Origin of the sequence: Xanthomarina gelatinilytica (assembly GCF_000348685.1) — a bacterium.
GTDB classification, from domain to species: domain Bacteria; phylum Bacteroidota; class Bacteroidia; order Flavobacteriales; family Flavobacteriaceae; genus Xanthomarina; species Xanthomarina gelatinilytica.
Genome location: NZ_ANLA01000029.1, coordinates 1 through 23024, shown reverse-complemented (window position 1 = coordinate 23024; position 23024 = coordinate 1). Strand labels below are relative to the sequence as shown.

At 37.0% G+C, this 23024-nt stretch carries 20 protein-coding genes; 19 read left to right on the top strand and 1 reads right to left on the bottom strand.

Translation table 11 applies throughout. The features are described 5' to 3' along the window. The first annotated feature begins 60 nt into the window (after nt 1-60). The 6 genes from D778_RS13630 to D778_RS13605 all read left to right on the top strand — a co-directional run bounded on the left by D778_RS13630 (nt 61) and on the right by D778_RS13605 (nt 7825). Complete coding sequence (locus tag D778_RS13630; RefSeq protein WP_007651724.1) at nt 61-894, top strand: universal stress protein; 834 nt, start codon at nt 61-63, stop codon at nt 892-894. Between the two features lie 123 nt (nt 895-1017). Further along, nucleotides 1018-1410, top strand: coding sequence for a hypothetical protein (locus tag D778_RS14270; RefSeq protein ID WP_007651719.1), 393 nt, complete (start codon nt 1018-1020; stop codon nt 1408-1410). A 195-nt stretch (nt 1411-1605) separates the two neighbouring features. Further along, nucleotides 1606-2463: a hypothetical protein gene (locus D778_RS13620; protein ID WP_040492652.1), complete on the top strand. Its 858-nt coding sequence runs from the start codon at nt 1606-1608 to the stop codon at nt 2461-2463. A gap of 77 nt (nt 2464-2540) precedes the next feature. After that, nucleotides 2541-4541, top strand: coding sequence for a TonB-dependent receptor plug domain-containing protein (locus tag D778_RS13615; protein ID WP_007651716.1), 2001 nt, complete (start codon nt 2541-2543; stop codon nt 4539-4541). A gap of 524 nt (nt 4542-5065) precedes the next feature. Continuing rightward, complete coding sequence (locus D778_RS13610; protein ID WP_007651715.1) at nt 5066-5440, top strand: GreA/GreB family elongation factor; 375 nt, start codon at nt 5066-5068, stop codon at nt 5438-5440. Nucleotides 5441-6964: 1524 nt separating this feature from the next. Then, complete coding sequence (locus tag D778_RS13605) at nt 6965-7825, top strand: hypothetical protein (RefSeq protein WP_007651712.1); 861 nt, start codon at nt 6965-6967, stop codon at nt 7823-7825. Nucleotides 7826-8345: 520 nt separating this feature from the next. Here D778_RS13605 and D778_RS13600 read toward each other — a convergent pair. After that, complete coding sequence (locus D778_RS13600; protein WP_040492650.1) at nt 8346-8705, bottom strand: winged helix-turn-helix transcriptional regulator; 360 nt, start codon at nt 8703-8705, stop codon at nt 8346-8348. Nucleotides 8706-8922: 217 nt separating this feature from the next. On the opposite strand from D778_RS13600, the gene D778_RS13595 reads away from it, so the two are divergent. From D778_RS13595 to D778_RS13540, 13 genes are all read left to right on the top strand, one after another. After that, nucleotides 8923-9858 (top strand): ClpXP adapter SpxH family protein, encoded by a 936-nt coding sequence (locus tag D778_RS13595; protein WP_040492663.1) that lies wholly within the window; start codon nt 8923-8925, stop codon nt 9856-9858. 199 nt (nt 9859-10057) lie between these two features. Continuing rightward, on the top strand, nt 10058-10561 hold the full coding sequence (locus D778_RS13590) for an Imm63 family immunity protein (protein ID WP_007651709.1): 504 nt from the start codon (nt 10058-10060) through the stop codon (nt 10559-10561). Nucleotides 10562-10794: 233 nt separating this feature from the next. Continuing rightward, on the top strand, nt 10795-11046 hold the full coding sequence (locus tag D778_RS13585; protein ID WP_007651708.1) for a hypothetical protein: 252 nt from the start codon (nt 10795-10797) through the stop codon (nt 11044-11046). A 553-nt stretch (nt 11047-11599) separates the two neighbouring features. Then, entirely contained in the window at nt 11600-11932 is a 333-nt protein-coding gene (locus D778_RS13580; protein ID WP_040492648.1) for a helix-turn-helix domain-containing protein, read from the top strand. Further along, nucleotides 11925-12995 carry a DNA cytosine methyltransferase gene (locus D778_RS13575; protein ID WP_007651705.1) on the top strand — a complete coding sequence of 357 codons (1071 nt, stop codon included), beginning with the start codon at nt 11925-11927 and terminating at the stop codon, nt 12993-12995. Before D778_RS13580 ends, D778_RS13575 begins: the two co-directional genes overlap by 8 nt. Continuing rightward, nucleotides 12985-14241, top strand: coding sequence for a DNA cytosine methyltransferase (locus D778_RS13570; protein WP_051052658.1), 1257 nt, complete (start codon nt 12985-12987; stop codon nt 14239-14241). The genes D778_RS13575 and D778_RS13570 overlap by 11 nt, the downstream gene beginning before the upstream one ends. Nucleotides 14242-14246: 5 nt before the next feature. Then, nucleotides 14247-15200 carry a restriction endonuclease PLD domain-containing protein gene (locus tag D778_RS13565; RefSeq protein ID WP_007651704.1) on the top strand — a complete coding sequence of 318 codons (954 nt, stop codon included), beginning with the start codon at nt 14247-14249 and terminating at the stop codon, nt 15198-15200. A 248-nt stretch (nt 15201-15448) separates the two neighbouring features. Beyond that, nucleotides 15449-16339, top strand: coding sequence for a hypothetical protein (locus tag D778_RS13560; protein ID WP_007651703.1), 891 nt, complete (start codon nt 15449-15451; stop codon nt 16337-16339). A gap of 169 nt (nt 16340-16508) precedes the next feature. Continuing rightward, nucleotides 16509-16907, top strand: a complete 399-nt coding sequence (locus tag D778_RS13555; protein WP_040492646.1) for a hypothetical protein — start codon at nt 16509-16511, stop codon at nt 16905-16907. 140 nt (nt 16908-17047) lie between these two features. Next, entirely contained in the window at nt 17048-17209 is a 162-nt protein-coding gene (locus tag D778_RS14575; RefSeq protein ID WP_007651700.1) for a hypothetical protein, read from the top strand. A gap of 418 nt (nt 17210-17627) precedes the next feature. Further along, the gene (locus tag D778_RS13550) at nt 17628-18272 is read left to right on the top strand and encodes a DNA methyltransferase (protein ID WP_007651697.1); all 645 of its coding nucleotides are present in this window, start codon (nt 17628-17630) and stop codon (nt 18270-18272) included. Further along, a complete protein-coding gene (locus D778_RS13545) occupies nt 18259-19764 on the top strand; it encodes an Eco57I restriction-modification methylase domain-containing protein (RefSeq protein ID WP_007651696.1) in 1506 nt (501 codons plus the stop codon). The genes D778_RS13550 and D778_RS13545 overlap by 14 nt, the downstream gene beginning before the upstream one ends. Nucleotides 19765-19767: 3 nt before the next feature. Continuing rightward, the gene (locus D778_RS13540) at nt 19768-22272 is read left to right on the top strand and encodes a GIY-YIG nuclease family protein (RefSeq protein ID WP_007651694.1); all 2505 of its coding nucleotides are present in this window, start codon (nt 19768-19770) and stop codon (nt 22270-22272) included. Nucleotides 22273-23024 lie beyond the last annotated feature (752 nt).

Here is a 23024-nt window from a genome sequence, read left to right as displayed (position 1 = left end):
AAAAATCGTTAAATTAAGTATGCACACAAATCTTAAATCAAATCACTAAAAACCATTAAAATGAACAAAATTATTGTCCCCATAGATTTTTCTGAACATTCAGAGTATGCCCTGGAAGCTGCTGTAAAATTAGCCAAAGGCAATGATGCGGAAATTATTGCCCTCCACATGCTCGAAATGTCCGATTCTGTCCTTACATCCACAGATTCAGAACAACAACAAAAAGCAGTTTTCTTTTTAAAACTGGCCGAAAAGAGATTCAATGAATTTTTGGATAAACCCTATTTAAAGGAGGCCAATGTCACACCTCTGGTAAAGCATTTTAAGGTGTTTAGCGAAGTCAATGATGTCGCTAAAGACCAAGGAGCAGATTTAATTGTTATGGGCTCTCATGGTACCAGTGGGCTTTCAGAAATATTTGTTGGCTCCAATACCGAAAAAGTAGTAAGGCATTCAGAGGTACCTGTGTTGGTCTTAAAACACAAATTCAATAAAGACCATCTAAAAGATGTGGTTTTCGCTAGCGATTTCTCAGCTGAATCTGTTGCTGTGTACCAAAAGGCAAAAACATTGTTTCAGGACTTTAAAGCAAAACTGCACTTGCTTCACGTAAACCTTCCTTCTGATAGGTTTAGAAGCACCAACGAAATAGACCAAACCGTTAGCAACTTTTTAATGAAGGCCGAAGGCAACCTGGATAAATTGTCGCAAATAAACTTTGTGTCAGATTATACTGTTGAAAAAGGTGTTTTAAACTTTGCAAATAAAATAGGCGCAGATTTAATAGCTGTGGCAACCCATGGAAGAACAGGGATTGCACATTTCTTTGAAGGAAGTATTTCAGAAGATATTGCAAACCACGCAGTTTTACCGGTTATGACCTTTAAAATATAAAATAACACACCTATAAATAGACAAGGCCGAACATCACGTTCGGCTTTTTTTTTTTTAATAATTTAAATCGAATATCTGACTTTAATCATGTTTTGCAAGGCATATCTTTCTTAAATTTGCCCTATGATTTCAGCAATAGCACATAAAATAACAGCCTTTGTTCTTGTGTTCATATTATTTGCACATAATATTAACACCTTGGTTATTGTTGGAGATTTTCTTGTTAATCAGGATTTTATTGCCAAAACCTTATGTATTCAAAAGGACAACCAACAGGGTTGTAATGGTAAATGTCAGTTAGCCAAACAACTTTCGGAAACCAATCCGGATTCCAATAGTCAAATTCCCGTTCAAGAGACAAAAAGAATGGTTTTGGATGTGTATTGCATTTCAAATATCAACACCATCGAGAACCAATTTAACGACTATAAATTACCACAAGTCTTATTGACCCATAATTCGCCAAAAATTGTAAAAACCTTTTTGGATATCGAAACACCTCCACCTATTTCTTAGTTTCTTTTTTCGTATAAAACTAACCCTTTGGGTTTAAGCATATCTGGCTTGTTATATCAAGTTGGAGAGGCATGCTACATAAAATTTTAAACTAAAAATTCTAATATGAAACACCCGTTATTAAACTTTAGTCACATAGCGAAATGTTAATTTGGGTGTTCCATGTGACCATTGGAAAACATTAAATATTGACACATGAAACTAAAATATATATTACCAATTCTATTCTTAGCCTTATTGTCTACAGCTTGTTCATCAGATGATGATAATAATAACAGCACACCTCCTGTCATTAACGAGGTAGAAGGCTTAACAAAAATTCAGGAAATTGTAAACAACAATCACACCATAGAACTTTATAGTAAGTCTGGACATTTTTATACAGGTTACAATAACATAAGCTTAAGAATTAAAGACAATACAACTGATGCTTTTTTTGAAGATGTTACAATCAGCTGGATGCCAGTCATGCAAATGCCAACCATGCAACATGCCTGTCCTTATTCTGCTATAACCAAAGCGCCTGGAAGGGATACGGTTTATCAAGGAAACATCATTTACCAAATGACCAATACAGATGGTTCTGGATGGTCCTTAACCTTAAACTATACCATAGACGGTACAGATTATAGCGTAACAGATACCATAACCGTGTTGCAATACGAAAACCAAAACGTTGCCAGTTTTATGGGCACAGACAACACACGTTACGTTCTTGCTTTAATAGAGCCTCAAAACCCTAAAATAGCCATTAACAACATGAAAGTGGGACTTTACAAAATGGAAAACATGATGTCTTTTCCAGTAGTAGAAAATTACACTATTACTTTAGATCCTAGAATGCCAGGAATGGGCAACCACAGTTCGCCTAACAATACAGATTTAACGTATAGAACTGTAGATGGTACCTACCAAGGGAATTTATCTTTAACCATGACGGGTTACTGGGTTTTAAACCTTAAACTTTTGGATGCCACAGATACGGTTTTAAAAGGTGAAAGCGTGACAGAGGAAAACCCTCAAAGCAGTCTTTATTTAGAGCTTGAGTTTTAAGCAAATAGCACAACAGATATTATGAAACAGGTCAATGTTTTATTGACTTGTTTCATTAATCTCCTAACATTATTCCCATGAAAAAATACATGATATTTGGTCTTGGCTTTCTTTTTAGTGCCTTAACGTTTGCACAGGAATTAGAAGCTACAGTAGAAAAAGACACCACACAATTGGATGAGGTTATTTTAATCGGTCAACGCAAATTAAGCAATTACAGACAGGAAAAAACCCTGTCCAGCATAGACGAGTATTTAGAGAAATCCAATAAGGTAACCATGATTAAACGTGGTAATTACGCTTGGGAACCTTCCTTGAACAATATGGACAGTCAGCGTTTGGTGGTTACCATAGATGGCATGCAGATTTTTGGCGCCTGTACAGATAAAATGGATCCCATTACATCCTATGTAGATGTCTCCAATCTGGAACAAGTAAGTATAGATTCCGGACAGGAAGGTACCGAAAATGGTCATTGCGTTGGTGGTGGCATCAATTTGCAAATGCCACAATCCAAGTTCAATGGTTCCGGGCTTAAATCCAGTGTCGATTTGGGTTACGAAACCAATGGCAATTATAAAATTGCTGGTTTGGAACTGGAATATGTGGGCAATAAATTTTATGTGAATGCCGATGGTATTTTTAGAAAATCCGATAATTACGATGCTGGTGGAAACAAAGAAGTGTTGTATTCCCAATTTCAAAAATACAATGTGTCTTTGCAAGGTGGTTATAAACTAGCAGAAAACCATGTGCTGGATGCCAATGTTATTTACGACAAAGCAACAGACGTAGGCTATCCTGCCTTGCCCATGGATGTCTCCCTGGCTGAAGCCTTGATAACCTCCCTTACACATACCTATAAAAACGATTCCACCACAATCAAATCATGGGAATCCAAATTGTATTACAACACCATTACACATATCATGGACGATTCCAAACGCCCAGATGTCCCTATTAGAATGGATATGCCAGGCTGGAGCGATACCTATGGTTTCTATACCAAAGCCACTTTAAAAGAAAACAAGCACAACATCTTGCTTAACCTAAACGGTTTTTACAACCGTTCTTTGGCCGAAATGACCATGTACCCTAACGATCCCAATCAACCAGCCATGTTTATGTACACCTGGCCAGACATCAGGACCCTGTACACAGGCATATATGCAAAAGATGCTTTTGCCTTAAGCCAAGATAAAACTGTCTCAGCTTCTGCGCGTGTTGGGTACCATCAAAACACAGTGGCAGAAGAAGTGGGCTTGGAAAGCTTACAAATATTTTATCCAGACATGGACGATTCCAAAAGTCGTTTTTTAATGAGTTTGTCTGCCGATTATAAAGTGAAAAAAGACTCCTACGATGCCACCTTTGGACTTGGTTATGGAGAAAGGGCACCATCTGTTAGCGAAGGCTATGGCTTCTTTCTGTTCAACAGTTTCGATAATTTCGATTATATAGGGAACCCAAATTTAAACAACGAAAAAGCCTTAGAGGCCAATCTGGCGGCAAATTACCATGCCAACCAGTTTAAAATAGGTTTTGAAACCTCTTACTTTTACCTAACAGATTACATTATTGGTGAGGTAGATCCATCCTTAAGTGCCATGACCATTGGTGCCAATGGTGTAAAGGTGTATCAGGCTCTCTCACATGCCAGTATTTTCGATTTTTATGTAAATGCAACCTATGATATTTCAGATGCTTTTTCCCTTAACACAACCCTAGGTTATAACTACGGAAAAGGTAGCAATAATGAAAACCTCCCTTTTATAAAACCTTTTTCATATTTGGCAGAAATTAATTATACCAGAAACTTTTTTAATGCAGCCTTGCAATTGGATGGTAACGGAAACCAAACAAATTACAGCAGTTATTACGGCGAAAACAAAACGGCAGCCTTTGCCATTTTAAATTTGAACCTAGGCAATATTTTTTATGTTAAAAGCAATAAAATGGTCTTGAAATATGGCGTGGAAAATATCTTGGATACCAATTACTCCACCTATTCAGACTGGAACAACATACCCAGACAAGGCAGAAACTTTTACATGAACGTGTCTTTTGTTATCAACTAGTTTCAAGCTGTCTAAACCACAAATGTTCATAAGCCTAAATTTTTAGGTTTAAAAAGAAGGTTCAAAGCTTAAATAGCAAATAAACTGTATTACAAAAACCGTTAGGGATAGAAATGCACAACACTCTTTTATAAGCTTATGTTACCCATGTTTTTCATGCAAGTTTTGGTATAAATAGGGCACATGTTAAATATATTTGCTATCTTTGTAACTCATTAATTTTAAGTACAAATGACAGCAGTTTACTTTATAAAAAACACAAAAAACCTTCAGGGATTGACGCTGTCATTATCTTACCTGCATGACGATATTTTTTTGAAAAATTCAAAAGAGTTTATTCATTAATCCCTGTTACGACTCAAAACAGGGCCACTCCATAATAAACTCAAAAAAAATTAATCTTATTTGCTTCTTAACACAACCATTAGCGCTCAAGAACAGGAGCTTTATTTACGGCACCCTGTCTTGAACTATTGAGTCACAAACAGCTAGCGTTGAGAAGGAAAATCAAAAAAATAAATATTATGTCAAAAAATATAGTAGTAACAACAGGAATATACGATATGATTAAAGATCACGTTCGAAGAAAAAAAGTAACCAGGGAAGAAGAAGACCTATTGCTTTTGGAATTAAAACACGCCAAACAAGTACTTAGGCGTGAACTACCAGACGATGTCGTTACCGTTAACCGACGTGTAAAAATAAAAGACCACACAGAAAACAAAGAAAAAGAATATATGTTTGTGGCAACCACCAAAACAAACAATAAAAAAGGAAAACTATCTATTTTATGCGATGTAGCCGTGGCCACCATTGGGAGACAGGTAGGCGATATCATCCATTGGCCGTTTAAGGATGGCGAGCGAACACTGGAAATTTTAAAGGTAGAAAACATTTAACCCTCAATCTCTGTAAAAAGAGCCTTTGTATAAAAGCACAAAGGCTCTTTTTTAATTTCTCAAATACCATCCATCCCCAAACCACCTGTCACATTAAACAACCCTGTCATTCTGAGCAAAGCGAAGAATCTGTAAGCTTCAACGTAGCTAATCTCACAAACAGCTCCTCCCTTCAGATGAAGGGCGACCAAGCGTATAAAGATAGTCCAGCGGTCCCGATAGCTATCGGGATTAGCGAAGGGGCGAGCCGGCGCATAGGCAAAAGCCTGACGTCAGGAAGGCTAGACGGAGGGTTTGAATAAGTCGTCACAATCTAATAAAATAATTAAATTCCCTTTTTTAACTAACAACTGGCCTACTTTTTATTTTCGTAGTAAAACAAAGTAAAATCCGAAGCGATGGGTGAAGGAGGATGGCCCAGCGCAGCGTTTGCCATCCGCACTATAAGGATATTACGTCGTTTTCAAGAAAATAAAAATCAGCCTAGATTTTTTTGGTTCGTTTTTTCATCAATGGAAAAAATGAACATACAATAAAATAAAAAAGTGTTATGAGTAAAAAAATTCCAAAACCAAATAACCTTGCCCAACTGGTTTCAGAAATAGTGAGCAACAGCACATCATAAACCATCCCAAAACAAGGGAGTTATGAACCACATGTTCTAAACCCTCCAAAACAACCTTAAGAAAAAAGCGAACGTTACGAAGTGAAACGGAGTAATTTCCTTAATAAACAGTTTTGATCTTTTGGTTCTTTTGTATCAAGACAAAAGAACAAGCACCTTTTATAAATTTAAATTTTGTTATTGTTTTTATAATTTAAAATCTCAATTTAAACTTTCCTTAAAATACACCTGTTTCAATAAAATTCCAAAACCACATAAACCTGCCTAACTGTTTTCAGAAATAGTGAGCTACAACACACCATAAACCATCCTCAAACAAGGGAGTTATGAACCACATGTTCTAAACCCTCCAAAACAACCTTAAGAAAAAAGCGAACGTTACGAAGTGAAACGGAGTAATTTCCTTAATAAACAGTTTTGATCTCTTGCCTGCCACCTCATGTTTTTTTGCATTTTGGCAGGTTGGGTTCTTTTGTATCAAGACAAAAGAACAAACACCTTTCCTCTGCCATTCAAAGCGTAGCAAAGAAACCGTAAGCTTCAGCGTAGCTAATCTCACAAACCAACCCCAAGCAAAACAAAAAACGTCACCCCATTTTTACTACACTTCATCGAACAAATAATACACTTTATCGATGTTTTTCTTGGAATTTTAAAAACCATTTTCTATATTCGTCTAGCTAACAAGCAGTTAACAACAATTAACAACCAAAAACCAAAAACTAACAACCAACAACCAACAACTAAAAACTAACAACTAAAAACTAACAACTAAAAACTAACAACTAAAATCTAACAACTAAAAAACAGGCTCCCCCTGCATGGCCATGGCAGGGCACCTGTCTAAAAAACCGAACAATGGCCAAACTCAAGTCTAATAACTTAAAACAACTAAAGTTATGAAAACAAAAACCATTAACAGTTCCAAATCGCAAGCTGCGGAAGAACTAATTAACAATGTGGCACAAATGCCAAAAATGTTGGAAAAGCACAACATCCAACTCCCAAAACCAACCCAGCCTAAGCAACAGCTTAAGCGTGCCAGAAACGCCAACTATTACGAAACAGGCATGGCACTTAACATCACCTATGGCATACAAGCAGTAGAGTACCTGCTAACCTATGGTCCAGACTACAACCCCAGCAATCCAGAACTGGCAATAGCAAGTCTGGAAACCCTAAACACAACAGGGCAGGACCTGCTGGACAATAGCCGTTTAAAAATGCAAGAAAACAAACAGGAAGTCCAAGCCAGACAAGAGGTGTATGGAGACCTAAAACCACTGGCTACGCGTATCCTAAACGAGCTAGAAGCCTCAGGAGCACCACAGGCAACCATAGACAAAGCCAGGCACTATGTGCGTAAAATCAGGGGAACACGTATCATCAAGATAGACCCAGACAGCACTACAAACCATATCAGTGCCAGTCAAACCTCGTTTACAGAGCAAATTCAGCACTTTACAGACCTCATAAACGTCTTAACCCCCTGCACAGAGTACCAACCAAACCTCCCAGAGTTACAGCTTACAGCCCTGCAGGCAAAACGCAGCGCCATGCAAGATAGCAACAAAACCGTAAGCAAAACCCAGGCCATATGGAGTACCTCGCGCATAGAACGCAACAAGTTCTTCAACCAGCCCGTAACAGGCTATGTAGACACCTTTCTATCTGTAAAACAAGCCGTAAAAGCCATCTTTGGCGCAAACAGCCCACAATACAGCCAGTTAGGTAGCTTAACGTTTACGCGTATTCGCTAATAGCAATCTGCAAACAAAGGCCATAACAGGCCCAAACAAAACCACGGATACCTTGTGTCCGTGGTTTGTTATATCCATCACTGCCACACTTAGCAAGCCTGTCATTCTGAGCGAAGCGAAGAAACCGTAAGGTTCAGCGTAGCTAATCCCACAAACCTGTCTATTTTCACACTGAGCAAGCCTGTGTTGAGCAAGCCTGCACTGAGTTTAACGAAGTGTCGAAACATCAAAGTATCGAAGTGTCTTCCAAAAAAAACCACCCCCTTTACGGTAACCCGTAAGGTTTTCCCCATAATTATACCTTTCTTTACAAAAAAACAAGCCTACAAACAACTAGGGCAGGAGCCACAACATATACGTAACATCACGTATTGTAAAGCTGCTAAAAAATTGGTAGGTTTGAAACGGAAAGCAAAGGATAAAAGCACAAAAAAGTGTTGTTATCCGGAAATTATAACCGTTATATAATTATATTTGAGATGATATAACGAGTTAGCGGCAAGCAAAACCAACCCGCAAATCACTTCTCGTAAACAGAATCCCTGTATGATATACCCCAATTTGCCAAAGCATCAATTACAGGCGAAAGTGTTTTTCCATATTCGGTAATTGAATATTCTACGGTTATAGGCTTGGTATTCATAACAGTGCGACTTACCAAACGGTTCATTTCCAAATCTTGCAATTCTTTCGACAACATTTTTGAACCAATCCCATCTACTTCGCGTAGCAAATCCATAAACCCCAACTTACTACCTTCAATGAGTGTTCCCAAAATATGGAACTTCCACTTGCCCGATAAAATACTCATAGAATCGCTTATTGCTCGCATTCTAATTTGACAAACAGCCGTATTGTTGATGATCGCTTTTTTTTTCATTGACTTTATTTTTTATCAAACGACAAAATCCTACATACTTCCCATTCGGAAAGTAGTTTCTAAAGGGAAATCCATAGCAAAAATACAATAAGTTTATTGTAATTTTGTACTTCAACTACAAATAGTCAAAGTGTCATTACTCAAACAACATTTAATCTTAACATTTATCATTTTGATGAGCCACAATGCTTGTCAAGAGCAAATAAAAAATAATGAAATGAAAAACGAGACAAATAAAACAAACCCTCTTTTGTGTGACCCACAAACCGGAATGTGTGAATTTCCTGAAAATTTAGAAAATCAAACAAGTACAAAAAGTATTCAAACAATCGAAAAGCAGTTGAAAGTAATTTATTTTACCGACCCAATCTGTTCCTCTTGTTGGGGCATAGAACCTCAATTAAGGAAGTTAAAATTGGAATACGGAAAAACAATAGAAATTGAATACAGAATGGGCGGACTTTTACCTGATTGGAGTTACAATAGTGGTGGCATAAGTAAACCCTCAGATGTCGCTCATCATTGGGACGAAGTAAGCGTTCATTATGATATGCCCATTGACGGAGATGTGTGGTTGGAAGACCCTTTGGATTCTTCCTATCCGCCATCTATCGCTTTTAAAGCAGCTCAAATTCAAGACAATGAAAAGGCAATTCTGTTTTTAAGGGAAATGCGTGAAATGGTCTTTTTACAAAAAAAGAATATTGCCAAATGGCAACATATCGCAACTGCGGGCAAAAATGTAGGGCTGAATATCGAGCAGCTAAAAACCGATTATGAAGGGAAAGCAAAAACATTATTTGAAGAAGATTTGAAATTAGCGAGAGAATTAGGAGTAAGAGGATTTCCAACAATGTTTTTTACTGATAGTTTGGGCAACAAAGAAATTGTCTATGGCTCAAAACCTTATGCGTTTTACGAAATGGCCATTTTGAAAATTAACCCTGAAACTTCCAAAATGGAGTACAATAAAAGTTGGGAAACACTTTTTACCAAATACCCAAGCTTAACAGCAAGAGAATATTCGGAACTATCGGGAACACCAAGAAAAGAAAGCGAACATCTTTTAAATGAACTAACAAAAAAAGGGAAATTAGATAAATTGGCCATAAAAAACGGTGGATTGTGGAAATTGAAAAATGCCAGCCGCTAACAATGGCTATAAGTAATGCGGGGTTAAATGCTAAATCGAAGTTTCGGGCCTCCATTCCGCCAAAGCTACGCTTTGACGTTTTCAAAAAAAACAAAGGTAAAACGCAAAGCGTAGCTTTGGCTACCGTCCGTACCAAACCGAAAGTTTTCGGCTCCGAAATCCCGCACTACTCATAGCCGAGACCGTTGTGCAACATAAAATGAAAACACTAACTGAAATACAAAATTTAGCCAAGGAACTAGCAAGCAAAATTAATGCACCGACAAACTTATTGCCGACTTTTAGTACTCCGATTGGAGATGCAACACCAAATGTTGAAGTTGACAATTCAGGGCTTTATCATTTTGTAATATCAGAAAGGGGAACTGAGTATGAACGAAAAATCACTTCCGACATAAATGACTTAATGTATTGGATTTTTTCAGGTGTGACTTTTTCTATGGCTTGTGACTACGAATTAAAAAATAGAATTGAAGACAAGGACTCTCGAAGAATAATGTTTGCTAAGCAAGAAGAGTTACTTGGTCGTTTAAATAAGGATTGGGAAGAAAGGGAAAGAAGAAAGCATAAGTCAATTTTGATTAATAATCCGTTTGATGATTTAGCAGGATTAAGAGCTACCTATTTCGGAGAACTGAGAGCAAAAGGATTACCTGAATCTGAAATTGAAAGATTAGCATATGAAAAATATCCTGAAAAATAAATACGTTGCACAACAAAACCTATACGCAATGCGGGTTAAAGGAATAAACGAAAGGTTGGTGCTTTTAGCCCGCCAATGCTCCGCTTTGACGTTTTTGTTGAATAAATATAAAAACACAAAACGCAGCATTGGCTACCGTTTGTGCCAGATTAAAAGTTTCGGCTTTTCAATCCCGCACTGCGCATAGCCGAACCGTTGGCATTCATTGAGCAGAACCGTTAAAAATGACAATTATGAGTAATTTAAAAGACATTAAATCGGAAATTGAAAAATATGCGAATGACTCAAATCTGACTGAATTACAAATCGTTGAGAAACTGGAAAAACATTACTTTAATAAAAAAGTAAACGAGAATTTAAAGCTGTATAAAAAAGGAAAGAAAAAAGTGAGCGAAATAACAAAAGACCTGAAAATCTCGCCACGAAAATTTTATGCGATTTTAGAAAAAAAGAAAATAGAACATAAGAAATATAAAAAAGAGTGAATTAAATCAGAACTTTTGACTTTTAGCTCGTTTGCGGAATCGAAAACTAAATTGAAAAGCAAAACTCAAATTAAATGCGGAATTTAGCAAGTTTCGGAATTGCTCACTCAATCGGAATTGAAAAAGTTTGCGGAATAAAACACTGACCGAATTCACTCAAACGCAGAAAAAAAAAAAGAAAATTAAGTCGAATAAGAACAAGTCGGAATAAAAAACAACGAAATGCCAACACCGTATATAATTTATTGCTAGTTCTAGCCTACTTACGAAAATCCTCTCGGATTTTCTATTCGGTTTTTATTTGCTAAATTAGGTGTTTAAACCACGCAACAAACCATATACAATCACGTTGTACGCAAGCTGAAAAAAGCCACCACACGGTCAAGCACATTTGGTTTTTCCGACACACAAAGCCAACGCTAAAAAACCAAAAGAGCTTGCCCTTCCCCACCACCACCCAGAAAAAAAATCAATCGGACTTGATGCAAAAACAGAAAATTATTTTTACATTTGCTAAAAATAGGTCAAATCATAATTTGATTAAATTGTAAAAATGGCAAGTTTCGGACATTACATAAAAACGGAAAGAGAAAGGCGAGAATGGACACAAACTGAATTCGGTGCGAAAATCGGAATTAATACAAGTGCCATTAGTCGAATTGAAAACGGAAGTCAAAAATTCAGCAAATCAAAACTGAAAAAATTGGCAGAATTATTTAAAACCGACATACAGACCGTTACGGATTTATTTTTTGCAGACAAGTTTGCTAGAGAAGCTTTTAAGTATAAATGTTCAGAATCCATTTTTACAGTAGCAGAAGATACAGCCAATTATTTAAGAAATACTAATTCCAAACAAGGAACATTCAACTTTGAAAATGAGTAAAAAATTAACAGCAATAGATTTGTTTTCAGGATGCGGAGGATTTTCTTATGGATTCCAACAAGCAGGATTTCAAGTTATTTTAGGTGTTGATAACACAGAAATTGCATTAAAGACATTTGAGAAGAATCACGACAATTCAAAAGCATTATTACTAGACTTACATAAAGAGTCGGCAATAGACACAATAATCAAAGAATCAAATGGAAAAGAAATTGATGTAATTATTGCTGGCCCACCTTGTCAAGGCTTTTCCCTAACAGGTTCTAGGAAAGAAAATGACGAAAGAAATTCATTATTCTATGCGGTTTTCCGTTTAGCAGAAAAAACCAACCCTAAAGCAATAATTATTGAAAACGTACCCGGTTTGTTAACTCTTTATGGTGGTAAAGCCAAAAAAGAGATTATAGAGCTATGCGACAAAATGGGCTACAACTGTAATCCTAAATTACTTTACGCTCCAGACTATGGAGTTCCTCAAATTAGAAAAAGAGTGTTTTTTGTTGCATTGAGAAAAGATTTAGGAATGTTTGAATTCCCCGAACCAACCCATACACCTGACAAATATGTTGGCTGTAAAGATGCTATTGGTGATTTACCTGATTTAGTATCCGACTTGGGAGAGGAAAAATTAAACTATGACAAAAAACCTTTTAGTGATTACCAAAAGACAATGAGGAATGGTAACAAAGTCCTTTTTAATCATTTGGGCACTCAACATACAGAACACGTAATCAATGTTATTTCTCAAGTACCTGAAGGTGGGAATCATAAAGATTTGCCACCAGGAGTTGGGGATTCCCGAAAATTCAATGAAGCTTGGACACGTTACCACAGTGAAAAGCCTTCAAAAACAATAGACACTGGACACAGAAACCACTTCCATTACAAGTGGAATAGAGTTCCAAGTGTTAGAGAAAACGCAAGGTTACAATCATTTCCAGACAGTTTTGTTTTTCTTGGAAATAAAACAGAACAATACCGTCAAGTAGGTAATGCTGTACCACCAATGCTTGGAGAAATTTTAGGTAAACAACTTTTAAACTATTTACAAAATGAAGATTAATGTAATTGACTTATTTGCAGGTTGTGGTGGTTTAACAGATGGATTTCTGCAAACTGGAAAGTATAATACTTTGGCAGCAGTTGATTGGGAATTTCCAACTGTTGCAACTCTCAAAAATCGACTTGAAAATAAATGGAAATATGATTTGAACAAAAACAACATTCTTCATTTTGATATTCAACGTACAGAAGAATTAATAAACGGGTTTAATGATTCTGTTTACGGTTCGAGTGTTGGTCTTGACGAATTAATTGGAACAAATCAAGTTGATTTAATAGTTGGTGGTCCACCTTGTCAAGCATACTCTATTGCAGGAAGAGTTAGAGATGAAAACGGAATGCAAGACGATTATCGTAATTTCCTATTTGAGAGCTACGTGAAACTTGTTAATCACTATCAACCAAAAGCGTTTGTTTTTGAAAATGTTGAAGGAATACTATCAGCAAAACCAGGTGGAATTTCAATTGTAAAAAGAATAAGAAAGGCATTCAACGAAATTGGGTACGAAATCACAGATAATTTGAGAGGCAATGCACTTTTTGATACTTCATTTTACAATGTTCCTCAAAAAAGGAAAAGGGTAATCATTTTTGGTGTTCCAAAAAACAAAGAAAGTAAAAGTAAAATCAATTCTTTCTACTCAATGATGAAATCAAAAGCCAGTGCTGAACCCTTAAATTCAAAAACTGCATTTGAGTATTTACCTAAAATATTTCCTGACTCTAAGAACCCAAACCATTCACATACGGTAAAACTTAATGGCGTTCCACTTCCAAAGAACCACGAACCGAGAATGCACAGTGAGAGAGACATTGAGATTTTCAAGTTACTTGCTGAAGATATTAAAAGTGGAAGGGAAATGTACACTTCGAGCAAGGCACTGATAGAGTTATATAAACAGAAAACTGGTAAAGATTCTAACTTTCACAAATACCACGTAATTAGAGAAGACAAACCAAGTAACACTATTCCTGCTCATTTATACAAAGATGGTTTACGTCATATTCACCCTGACCCAAGTCAGGCACGTTCAATAACAGTTCGTGAAGCAGCTAGACTCCAAACTTTTGATGATGATTTTGAATTTTTAGGTTCAAGAGGAGACCAATATAAAATGATAGGAAATGCTGTTCCTCCTGCTTTTTCTAAAATTATTGCTGAAACAGTCAGTGAACTTCTTAATGGAAATGTAAACGCAGAAATAAATACAGGAATATTTAAACAACAAGAAGAATATATCAGCTAATACATATGCTATACACTCAAGATTTAGAAGAACTAATATTTCACAGACACCAGTTGCACGAAACGGACGAGTTAATTGTGTTATCAGGTTATTTAGGTCCAAGACCAGTTGCTCGCCTTGAAGAGTTACCTTTCAATTCAACAGTAATTTATGGAATGTATGGTTCAGAAGGAATAAAACCTAGTCTTCACAGTTCTCTTTTAAACATTCAAGGAGAAGTAGACAATTTGAACATATTCTATTCAAATTTACCTGTTCACTCTAAATGTTATGTTTGGAGAAGAAGAGGCGACATTATCCACGCTTTAATTGGCTCTGCAAACTTTTCTGTCAATGGTCTGACAACACCATTTAGGGAGGTTTTAGCAGAAACAACTTTTGACACATTCAGACCTCTAAATGATTACATTTCTCATATTCTCAACAATTCTATTTCTTGTTTAGAAGTAGGAATGGAACGGGTCATTGAAGAAACAGAACAAACAGACAACTGTTTGATGACTTTATTAGGTAGAAACGGAGAAGTTCAAAATGCAGCAGGATTAAATTGGGGGCAAAATCCTAATAATCACACAACTCCTAATGATGCCTATATACCTATCAGAACGAGCCATATTAGAGATTTCCCAAATCTATTTCCACCGAAACAACTGAATCCATTAGAAATTGACGGAAGAGGCAGAATGCAAAGGCATAATGATTCAATTGAAATAATCTGGGATGATGGTCTGACAATGGAAGGATTACTAGAAGGTTCACAACCAGTGGAAGGTGTAATTTATCCAAAACAAATTAGTTCTTTCCCAATTAAAGCTGAATTGGGAGAATATATTAGAAACCGAATTGGTGTACCATTAGGTCAACCAGTTAGAAAACACCATTTGGAAAGATATGGTAGAACCGATATTGAAGTTTCTTTAATCGGAGAAGGAGTTTATAAATTCGACTTTTCTGTTTAAAGCCAACGCAATGTTCAAGCACATTGCAATCCTCGTTCCTGCGGTTGCAAAGAGCTTTCACGCCAACGCTAACGAACTGAAATGAAAGAAAGCCAGCGTACAACATTGTGTATAAGTAATACCGGAAATAGTGCTAAAATGAAAGTATAAACATAAAACAAAGGTCAGTGCTAAACTGAAAAGTTAGAGAGTGGAAATCCGCTACTACTCATACACGAGACCGTTAGGCACAATATAGAACCAACCATATGGAAGAACAAAAACCAGAAGAGGAGAAAATTGAAACTTTCGAAGAAAAATTTGAAAACTTCATCGGAACAGCCAAAGAAGAAATTTCGACTTTAAAAAGCGAATTAAACGACATCACAGAACTTTACAATGATTTCGTAAAAAAACCAAGTTCTGCTGTTTTAAGTAAAGCGGAAAAACTGAATGAAACTTTTGAAAAAATCAATGAGTATAATTCAGAAATATCAGAAATAGAGGAAAAAGTTAGCGGATTTGAAACAAAGGTTTTCGGAAAAACACCAGAGGACAAAGAATCTCTAAAATTTAAACTAAACGATTTAAAAACCCAACACGAAGAATTACACGGAGAATGGGAAGGAAAATACGAAACATTGACAACCAAAATTGAGGGACTTCTTCCTGGAGCAACTTCAGCGGGACTTGCTAAATCATATCACGACCAAAAGAGCAGTTATAAATGGCCTAATATTATCTGGTCAGCAGTTTTCACCTTAACTATGATTGGAATGGTTTACTACGCAATTAAGACAGTAACTGACAGTACTGATATTGGAAATGCGTTTATGAATATTTTATCAAGAGCACCATTTTTCATTCCTACAATTTGGTTAGCCTTATTTGCAAGTAAACAACAAAGTCAGAATAGAAGACTTGAACAGGAATATGCATACAAAGAAAGTTTAGCAAAATCCTATGATGGTTACAAAAGAGAAATTGAAAACTTACCCGAAAGCGATGAAAAAAATGAAATAATGGAGAAGTTAGTTCGAACTATGATAGACACAGCTGGATTTAATCCGAGTTCGACTTTAGAAAAACAATCGCATAATGATAAACCACCAATTTTTGGAAGTCTATTTGGACGTAAAGGAACTGATGAAAAAAATTAAAATACTGTGCCTAACAATGTATAACCGCAATTACGGCGGATTCGACTACGTCCGAATCCACTCGGAATTGCTAACGTCAGTGCTTAACCGAAAAACTTGCGTACTTTAACCCGTAACTGACGGTTATACGAGCCGTTGTATGCAATTAAAACAATAGAGATGGATAAGAATGAAAGTTAAAGGTTTTACATATAATGGAAATGCAAAACATAAATCTAACGATTTTTTAGATTGCACTTTAGTTATAGAAAGAAATGAAATAGTTGAATTTAATAATGGATTTGATGTTGGGATTTATCCAAGAGAATATAATTCTGAATTGTCAATTATTGATAAAATATATAAAACCCATAAGGCTAAAGAAAGAATACCAAACGAATGTAAATATTATATTCAAAAATCAACTAAAAAAGGATTGTTAAATGTTTATTTGGACATAAATAAACTTCAATATTTTAGATTAAAATGGGGCATTAAAGGCTATATGATACAGTCAAAAGATTTTATAGTAGGTGTTTTAGTCGGGCTAGTGCCATATATCCTAGATTTGATATTTTCAAAAACATAATAATTAAGCAAATAAATACTTTAAAATATTACCAAGAACCAATCCACAGATTAGTCCGAAAAAGAATTTGCGCCAATCGAACTGTTTGTGTTTAACATTTAAGGAATCTGACTTATTACTCATAACTAAAAATTTAAAATATGGAATACATTATTACTGATAAGAAAAACACTATAAAAGAAATATCTGATTTATATATGATGTTTATACCCAAAAAGGATAAGGATAAATTTAAAGAAACAGGTAAGTCTATAAAGAAATACCTTCCCCATTTAAAAGCTCACGTAAAACTCTCGGAATAAACTCACAAGTCGATATTAAGGCTTCTATGGTTTCGTTGTTCTTGTGTGTAGTATTTGATTTAAGGAAGTGTATTTGCTTTTTTAGCAAAGGCAAATTTGACTCAATAGAGTTTAGTTTATTAATGAAATCTATTTCATCCGACTTATTACTCATACGTTAAATAATAACTGCATACAACAATGTATATAAAAAATGCTTTTAATACCTTATTCCATACAAAGTGCAACTTTAGTTTATTTGTTCCCTTACGAAACATCGGCTTAATATATTCGCACTTTTCATATACTATACCGTTGTGTGTCATGCGAAAAAGCCAACGCACAAAGCAAAGAGTGCTATCGCACACATTGCTTTTTTGCCTACGCTGACAGAAAAGATGAAATTTGAAACAGAAATTATTGAGAAGAAAAAAAAGAAATGAGCCAAGTAAAATCAAAGAAAAGAGTAACCGACCATGGTGAAGTATTTACTTCTGAGAGGGAAGTGAATGCCATGCTTGACTTGGTGAAGCAGGAAACAGAGCGAATAGATTCTCGCTTTCTGGAACCCGCCTGCGGAAATGGGAATTTCTTGGCTGAAGTTCTCAGAAGAAAGCTTGCTGTAGTTGAAGCGAAATACAAAAAGAGCCAACTGGAATATGAGCGTTATGCTGTGATTGCTATTTCTAGCATTTATGGCGTGGATATATTGGAAGATAATGCCCAAGAATGTCGAGAACGACTATTTAAAATATTTGATGACCAATACACCAAACTTTACAAAACAGAATGTAAGGAAGAATGCCGAGCCTCTGTGAAGTTCCTATTGAAAAGAAACATCCTTTGGGGCGATGCCTTAGACTTTACCAATCCCGTTACGAAAAAACCGATTGTCTTTTCTGAATGGTCTGCGGTAAATGGGAGCATGATAAAACGAAGAGATTATATGTTTAAGTTTTTGGTAGAACAATCCCATCAGATGGCATTATTCAGTGATGAAGGCAATCCTGCGGCTATTGATGAACCTGTAAAAGATTATCCTGTAATGCACTTTTTAAAATTAGCGGACTATGCTACAGATTAACTATAACCCAGATGTACTCTCATGCCTTGCCAATTTGAGCAATGACGAGGTATTTACACCACCTAAATTAGTAAACGAAATTTTGGATATGCTGCCGCAGGAGTTGTTCCAAAGCAAGGAAACTACTTTTCTTGACCCCGTAACTAAAAGTGGTGTGTTCCTCCGTGAAATTGCCAAGCGACTGAATGACGGACTAAAAGACCAAATTCCTGACCAGCAGGAACGCATTGACCATATTTTTAGCAAGCAGTTGTACGGCATTGCGATTACCGAACTGACTTCCTTATTGGCAAGACGAAGCACCTATTGCACCAAAAAAGCCAATGGTGAATACTCGGTTTGCACCAGTTTTGAAACCGAAGAAGGCAATATTAAGTATGACCGCATACAACACACATGGCAAAACGGCAAATGCACCTATTGCGGTGCAAGCGAAGAAGTGTATAGCAGAACAGATGATTTAGAAACCTACGCTTATCAGTTTATCCATACCGATAAGCCTCAAAATATTTTCAATATGAAGTTTGATGTAATAATTGGCAATCCGCCTTATCAGTTAAATATTGGTGTAGAAAAGAAAAACTATGCTATTCCACTTTATCATAAATTTATTGAACAAGCCAAAAAACTAAATCCTAGGTACTTGACAATGATTATTCCAGCAAGATGGTATGCAGGTGGTAGAGGTTTGGATGACTTTCGCGATGAAATGTTAAACGATACTAGTATTCGCCAAATAACAGATTATCCTAATGCAACAGATTGTTTCCCAGGTGTTGATATTTCAGGAGGGGTATGTTATTTCCTTTGGAATCGCGACAAAAAAGGAGACTGTCTTGTCAGGACATTTCAAGGTGATAAAGTGACTTCTGAGATGACAAGACCCTTACTAGAACAGGGAAACAACGTTTTTATCCGTTTTAACCCAGCTATATCAATCCTAAGAAAAATCAAATCTCATAAAGAGAAGTCTTTTTCAAAGTTAGTTAGTGCGCAAACACCATTTGGCTTTGTATCTTCTTTTAAGGCATTTAAAAATGAGCCATTCAAAGACTCAATTGAGTTACATACAGTAAATGGCATTAAGCATATCAGGAGAGAACAGGTTTTGAAAAATCCTCAATGGATAGATGAACATAAAGTATACATTTCTAAGTCATATGGTGAGCGTGGGGTCTATCCATATAGGTTTTTAGCTAAACCATTCATTGGTAAAATAAAGAGTTGTTGCACTCAGACATATTTGATGATTGGTCCTTTTGCTAATGAAAAAAGGTGTATCAACGTCCAAAATTACATTACGACCAAGTTCTTTAGGTTCTGTATCCTTCTGAGAAAAAACACTCAGGATGCTATGCGCGGTGTTTATTCAGAAGTTCCAATCCAAAATTTTGATGAAGAATGGACGGATGAAAAGCTTTATGTGAAATACGGTTTAACGGAGGAAGAAATCGAGTTTATCGACTCTATGGTAAGACCAATGGAATTGTAGAATATGAGTAAGCAAGAATTCTTCCCAAAAAAATCAGAGGCAACGCCAACCATTTATGCCTATGAGTTGCCCAATGATGCTAGTCGCAAAGGGCAATTAAAAGTGGGTGATACCAATAGAACGGCACAGCAACGCATCAAAGAGCAAATCGGTGCGGTAAGGTCGGTTTTCAAAATTGTGGTAGAACAATCTGCCATGCGCAAGGATGGTTCTAGCTTTCGAGATTATGAAGTACACGAATACCTACGTAAAAAAGGCATCAAAAACCCCGATGGCGAGTGGTTTGTCTGCACCAAAAGAGAAGTAGAAAGTGCTATCAAGGCCGTGCGAGATGGCAAAAGCTATGAGCTAAGCCGTGACAAAGACTTTGCCATGCGGCCAGAGCAGGAGGAAGCTGTCAATAAAACAGCTCGCTACTTTGAAAGCTACAAAGACGAAAACCCAGACAAAACACCCCATTTCCTTTGGAACGCCAAAATGCGCTTTGGTAAAACCTTTGCGACCTATCAGCTCGCCAAAAAACAAGGTTGGAACAAAATATTGGTACTCACCTTTAAACCTGCTGTACAAAGTGCCTGGCAGGAAGACTTACTCACCCATGTAGATTTTGAGGGTTGGCAATTTGTGAGCAGAAATGGTCTGTCTTTTGAAGATATTGACCCAAGCAAACCTTTTGTCTGTTTCGGTTCGTTTCAGGATTATTTGGGAAAGAACACTTCTACAGGCGGTATTAAAACTAAAAACGAATGGGTGCACGCAACCAATTGGGATTGTGTGGTTTTTGATGAGTATCACTATGGTGCATGGCGAGAAAATGCCAAAGATTTATTTGAGTCAGAAGATGCCAAAGAAGCCAAATTTGGAGAAGGTGAAGGCATTGACTACTTCGATGAAGACATGATTCCGATTACCACCAATGGCTTTTTGTATTTGTCAGGCACACCATTTAGAGCCATCACTTCGGGTGAGTTTATAGAAGAACAAATTTTCAACTGGACCTACTCAGACGAACAGCGAGCCAAAGAAGAATGGAAAGGACCTAACAATCCCTATGAAAGCTTACCAAGAATGGTTATGCTCACCTATCAAATGCCAGATTCTATTAAGGAAGTAGCTATAGGCGGTGAGTTCAACGAATTTGATTTAAATGTATTCTTTGAAGCTACAGGAATTGGTGAAGGTGCACGATTTAGAATGGAAAGCTACGTTCAGAAATGGCTTGACCTAATTCGTGGTGGTTTTTCTGAAACTACGATTGATGATTTAAAAATGGGTGCTAAGAAACCACCTATGCCTTTTTCAGATTCAAGATTATTGAGCATTCTGAATCATACGTTTTGGTTCTTGCCAAGTGTTGCGTCCTGCCATGCAATGAAAAACCTGATGTCAAGACCAAACAACAAATTCTACCATGATTATGAAGTTGTTGTTGCAGCAGGAACTCAAGCAGGGATTGGAGTTGAGGCCTTACCCCCTGTTCTAAATGCAATGGACAATCCGTTAAAAACGAAAACCATCACCCTTTCCTGCGGTAAATTGACAACAGGTGTAACCGTAAAACCTTGGACAGGAATATTCATGTTGCGTAATTCATCTAGCCCTGAAACCTATTTTCAAGCAGCATTTAGAGTGCAGTCACCGTGGGCAATCAAAAACCCGGATGGTGAATCGCCCAACAAAACCGAAATCATTAAAAAAGAATGCTATGTATTTGACTTTGCCCCAAATCGTGCATTAAGTCAAGTAGCCGATTATGCTTGTCGTTTAAATGTAAATGAATCAAACCCAGAGAAAAACGTTGCGGAGTTTATTCATTTCCTACCTGTTCTAGCCTATGATGGAAGTTCAATGAAACAGGTAGATGCAGCTGGAGTGCTAGACATTGCCATGAGCGGTACAACAGCAACATTACTTGCACGTAGGTGGGAATCTGCCTTGCTTGTAAATGTGGACAATGGAACACTAGAAAGAATCAAGAACAATCCAGATGCATTAGCTGCATTAATGAGTATTGAAGGGTTTAGATCCTTGAATCAAGACATTGAAACCATCATCAACAAATCCGAGGCGGTCAAGAAAGCCAAGAAAGAGAAGAACGATGAGGAAATGACAAAAAAGGAGAAGAAAGAACTTACAGACGAAGAAAAAGAATACAAAAGCCTGAGAAAACAGATTCAAGAAAAGCTCATCAAGTTTGCTACTCGTATTCCAGTGTTTATGTACTTGACTGACTACAGAGAACATACTTTGAAAGATGTTATCACTCAATTAGAACCAGGGCTTTTCAAGAAAGTAACAGGCTTGAACGTGAAAGACTTTGAATTGCTTGTGAGCCTTGGAGTGTTCAATTCTGCCTTGATGAATGATGCAGTTTATAAGTTCAAACGCTACGAAGACGCAAGTTTAGAATACATAGGTATAAACCGACACAAAGGACAAGCTGTTGGTGGATATGATACAGTATTGAGTCGTGAAGATTACAATGAAATATTTGTAAATGAACCATAGCCAACGCTCAGTTCAAGCACATTGCAATCCTCGTTCCTGCGGTTGCAAAGAGCTTTCACGCCAACGCACGGACGAAAAAGAAAAATAAAAACGGGGCACAATAACTAAGCATTCCCCGATAATAAATCGGGGCAGGCTCTATGGTCGGTACAGCCTGTCCCGACCCTTCGGGAACCCAACATGCCTGCCCCTCCGAGGGGGAATGCCGTGTTGACTGCCTGTCCGCCAAGTCGGAAACCGGATCTTGTCGGTTTGCCTCTATGGGGATTGGTCTGGTTTGGGATGGATTTTTCAATAAAATTCCAAAACCACATAAACCTGCCCAACTGTTTTCAGAAATAGTGAGCCACAACACACCATAAACCATCCCAAAACCAAGAAGGACTACCAAGCATACACTTATTTTGTAGTACAGACTGAAGATTGTCCACAATAACCCTGTGATTAAGCACCACAGCCCAGTGATTGCCTGTCGTAGCCCAGTGTTTGCCCGTTGGACTTCAGTGATGGAGCGGTACACTTCAGTGATGGAGCGGTACACTTCAGTGATTGAGCGGTACAGCCCAGTGATTGAGTGGTACAGCCGAGTGATTAAGTGGTACAGCCCAGTGATTGAGTGGTACAGCCCAGTGATTGAGTGGTACACTCCAGTGATTGAGTGGTACACTCCAGTGATTGAGTGGTACACCCCAGTGATTGAGTGGTACAGCCCAGTGATTGAGTGGTACACTTCAGTGATTGAGTGGTACACT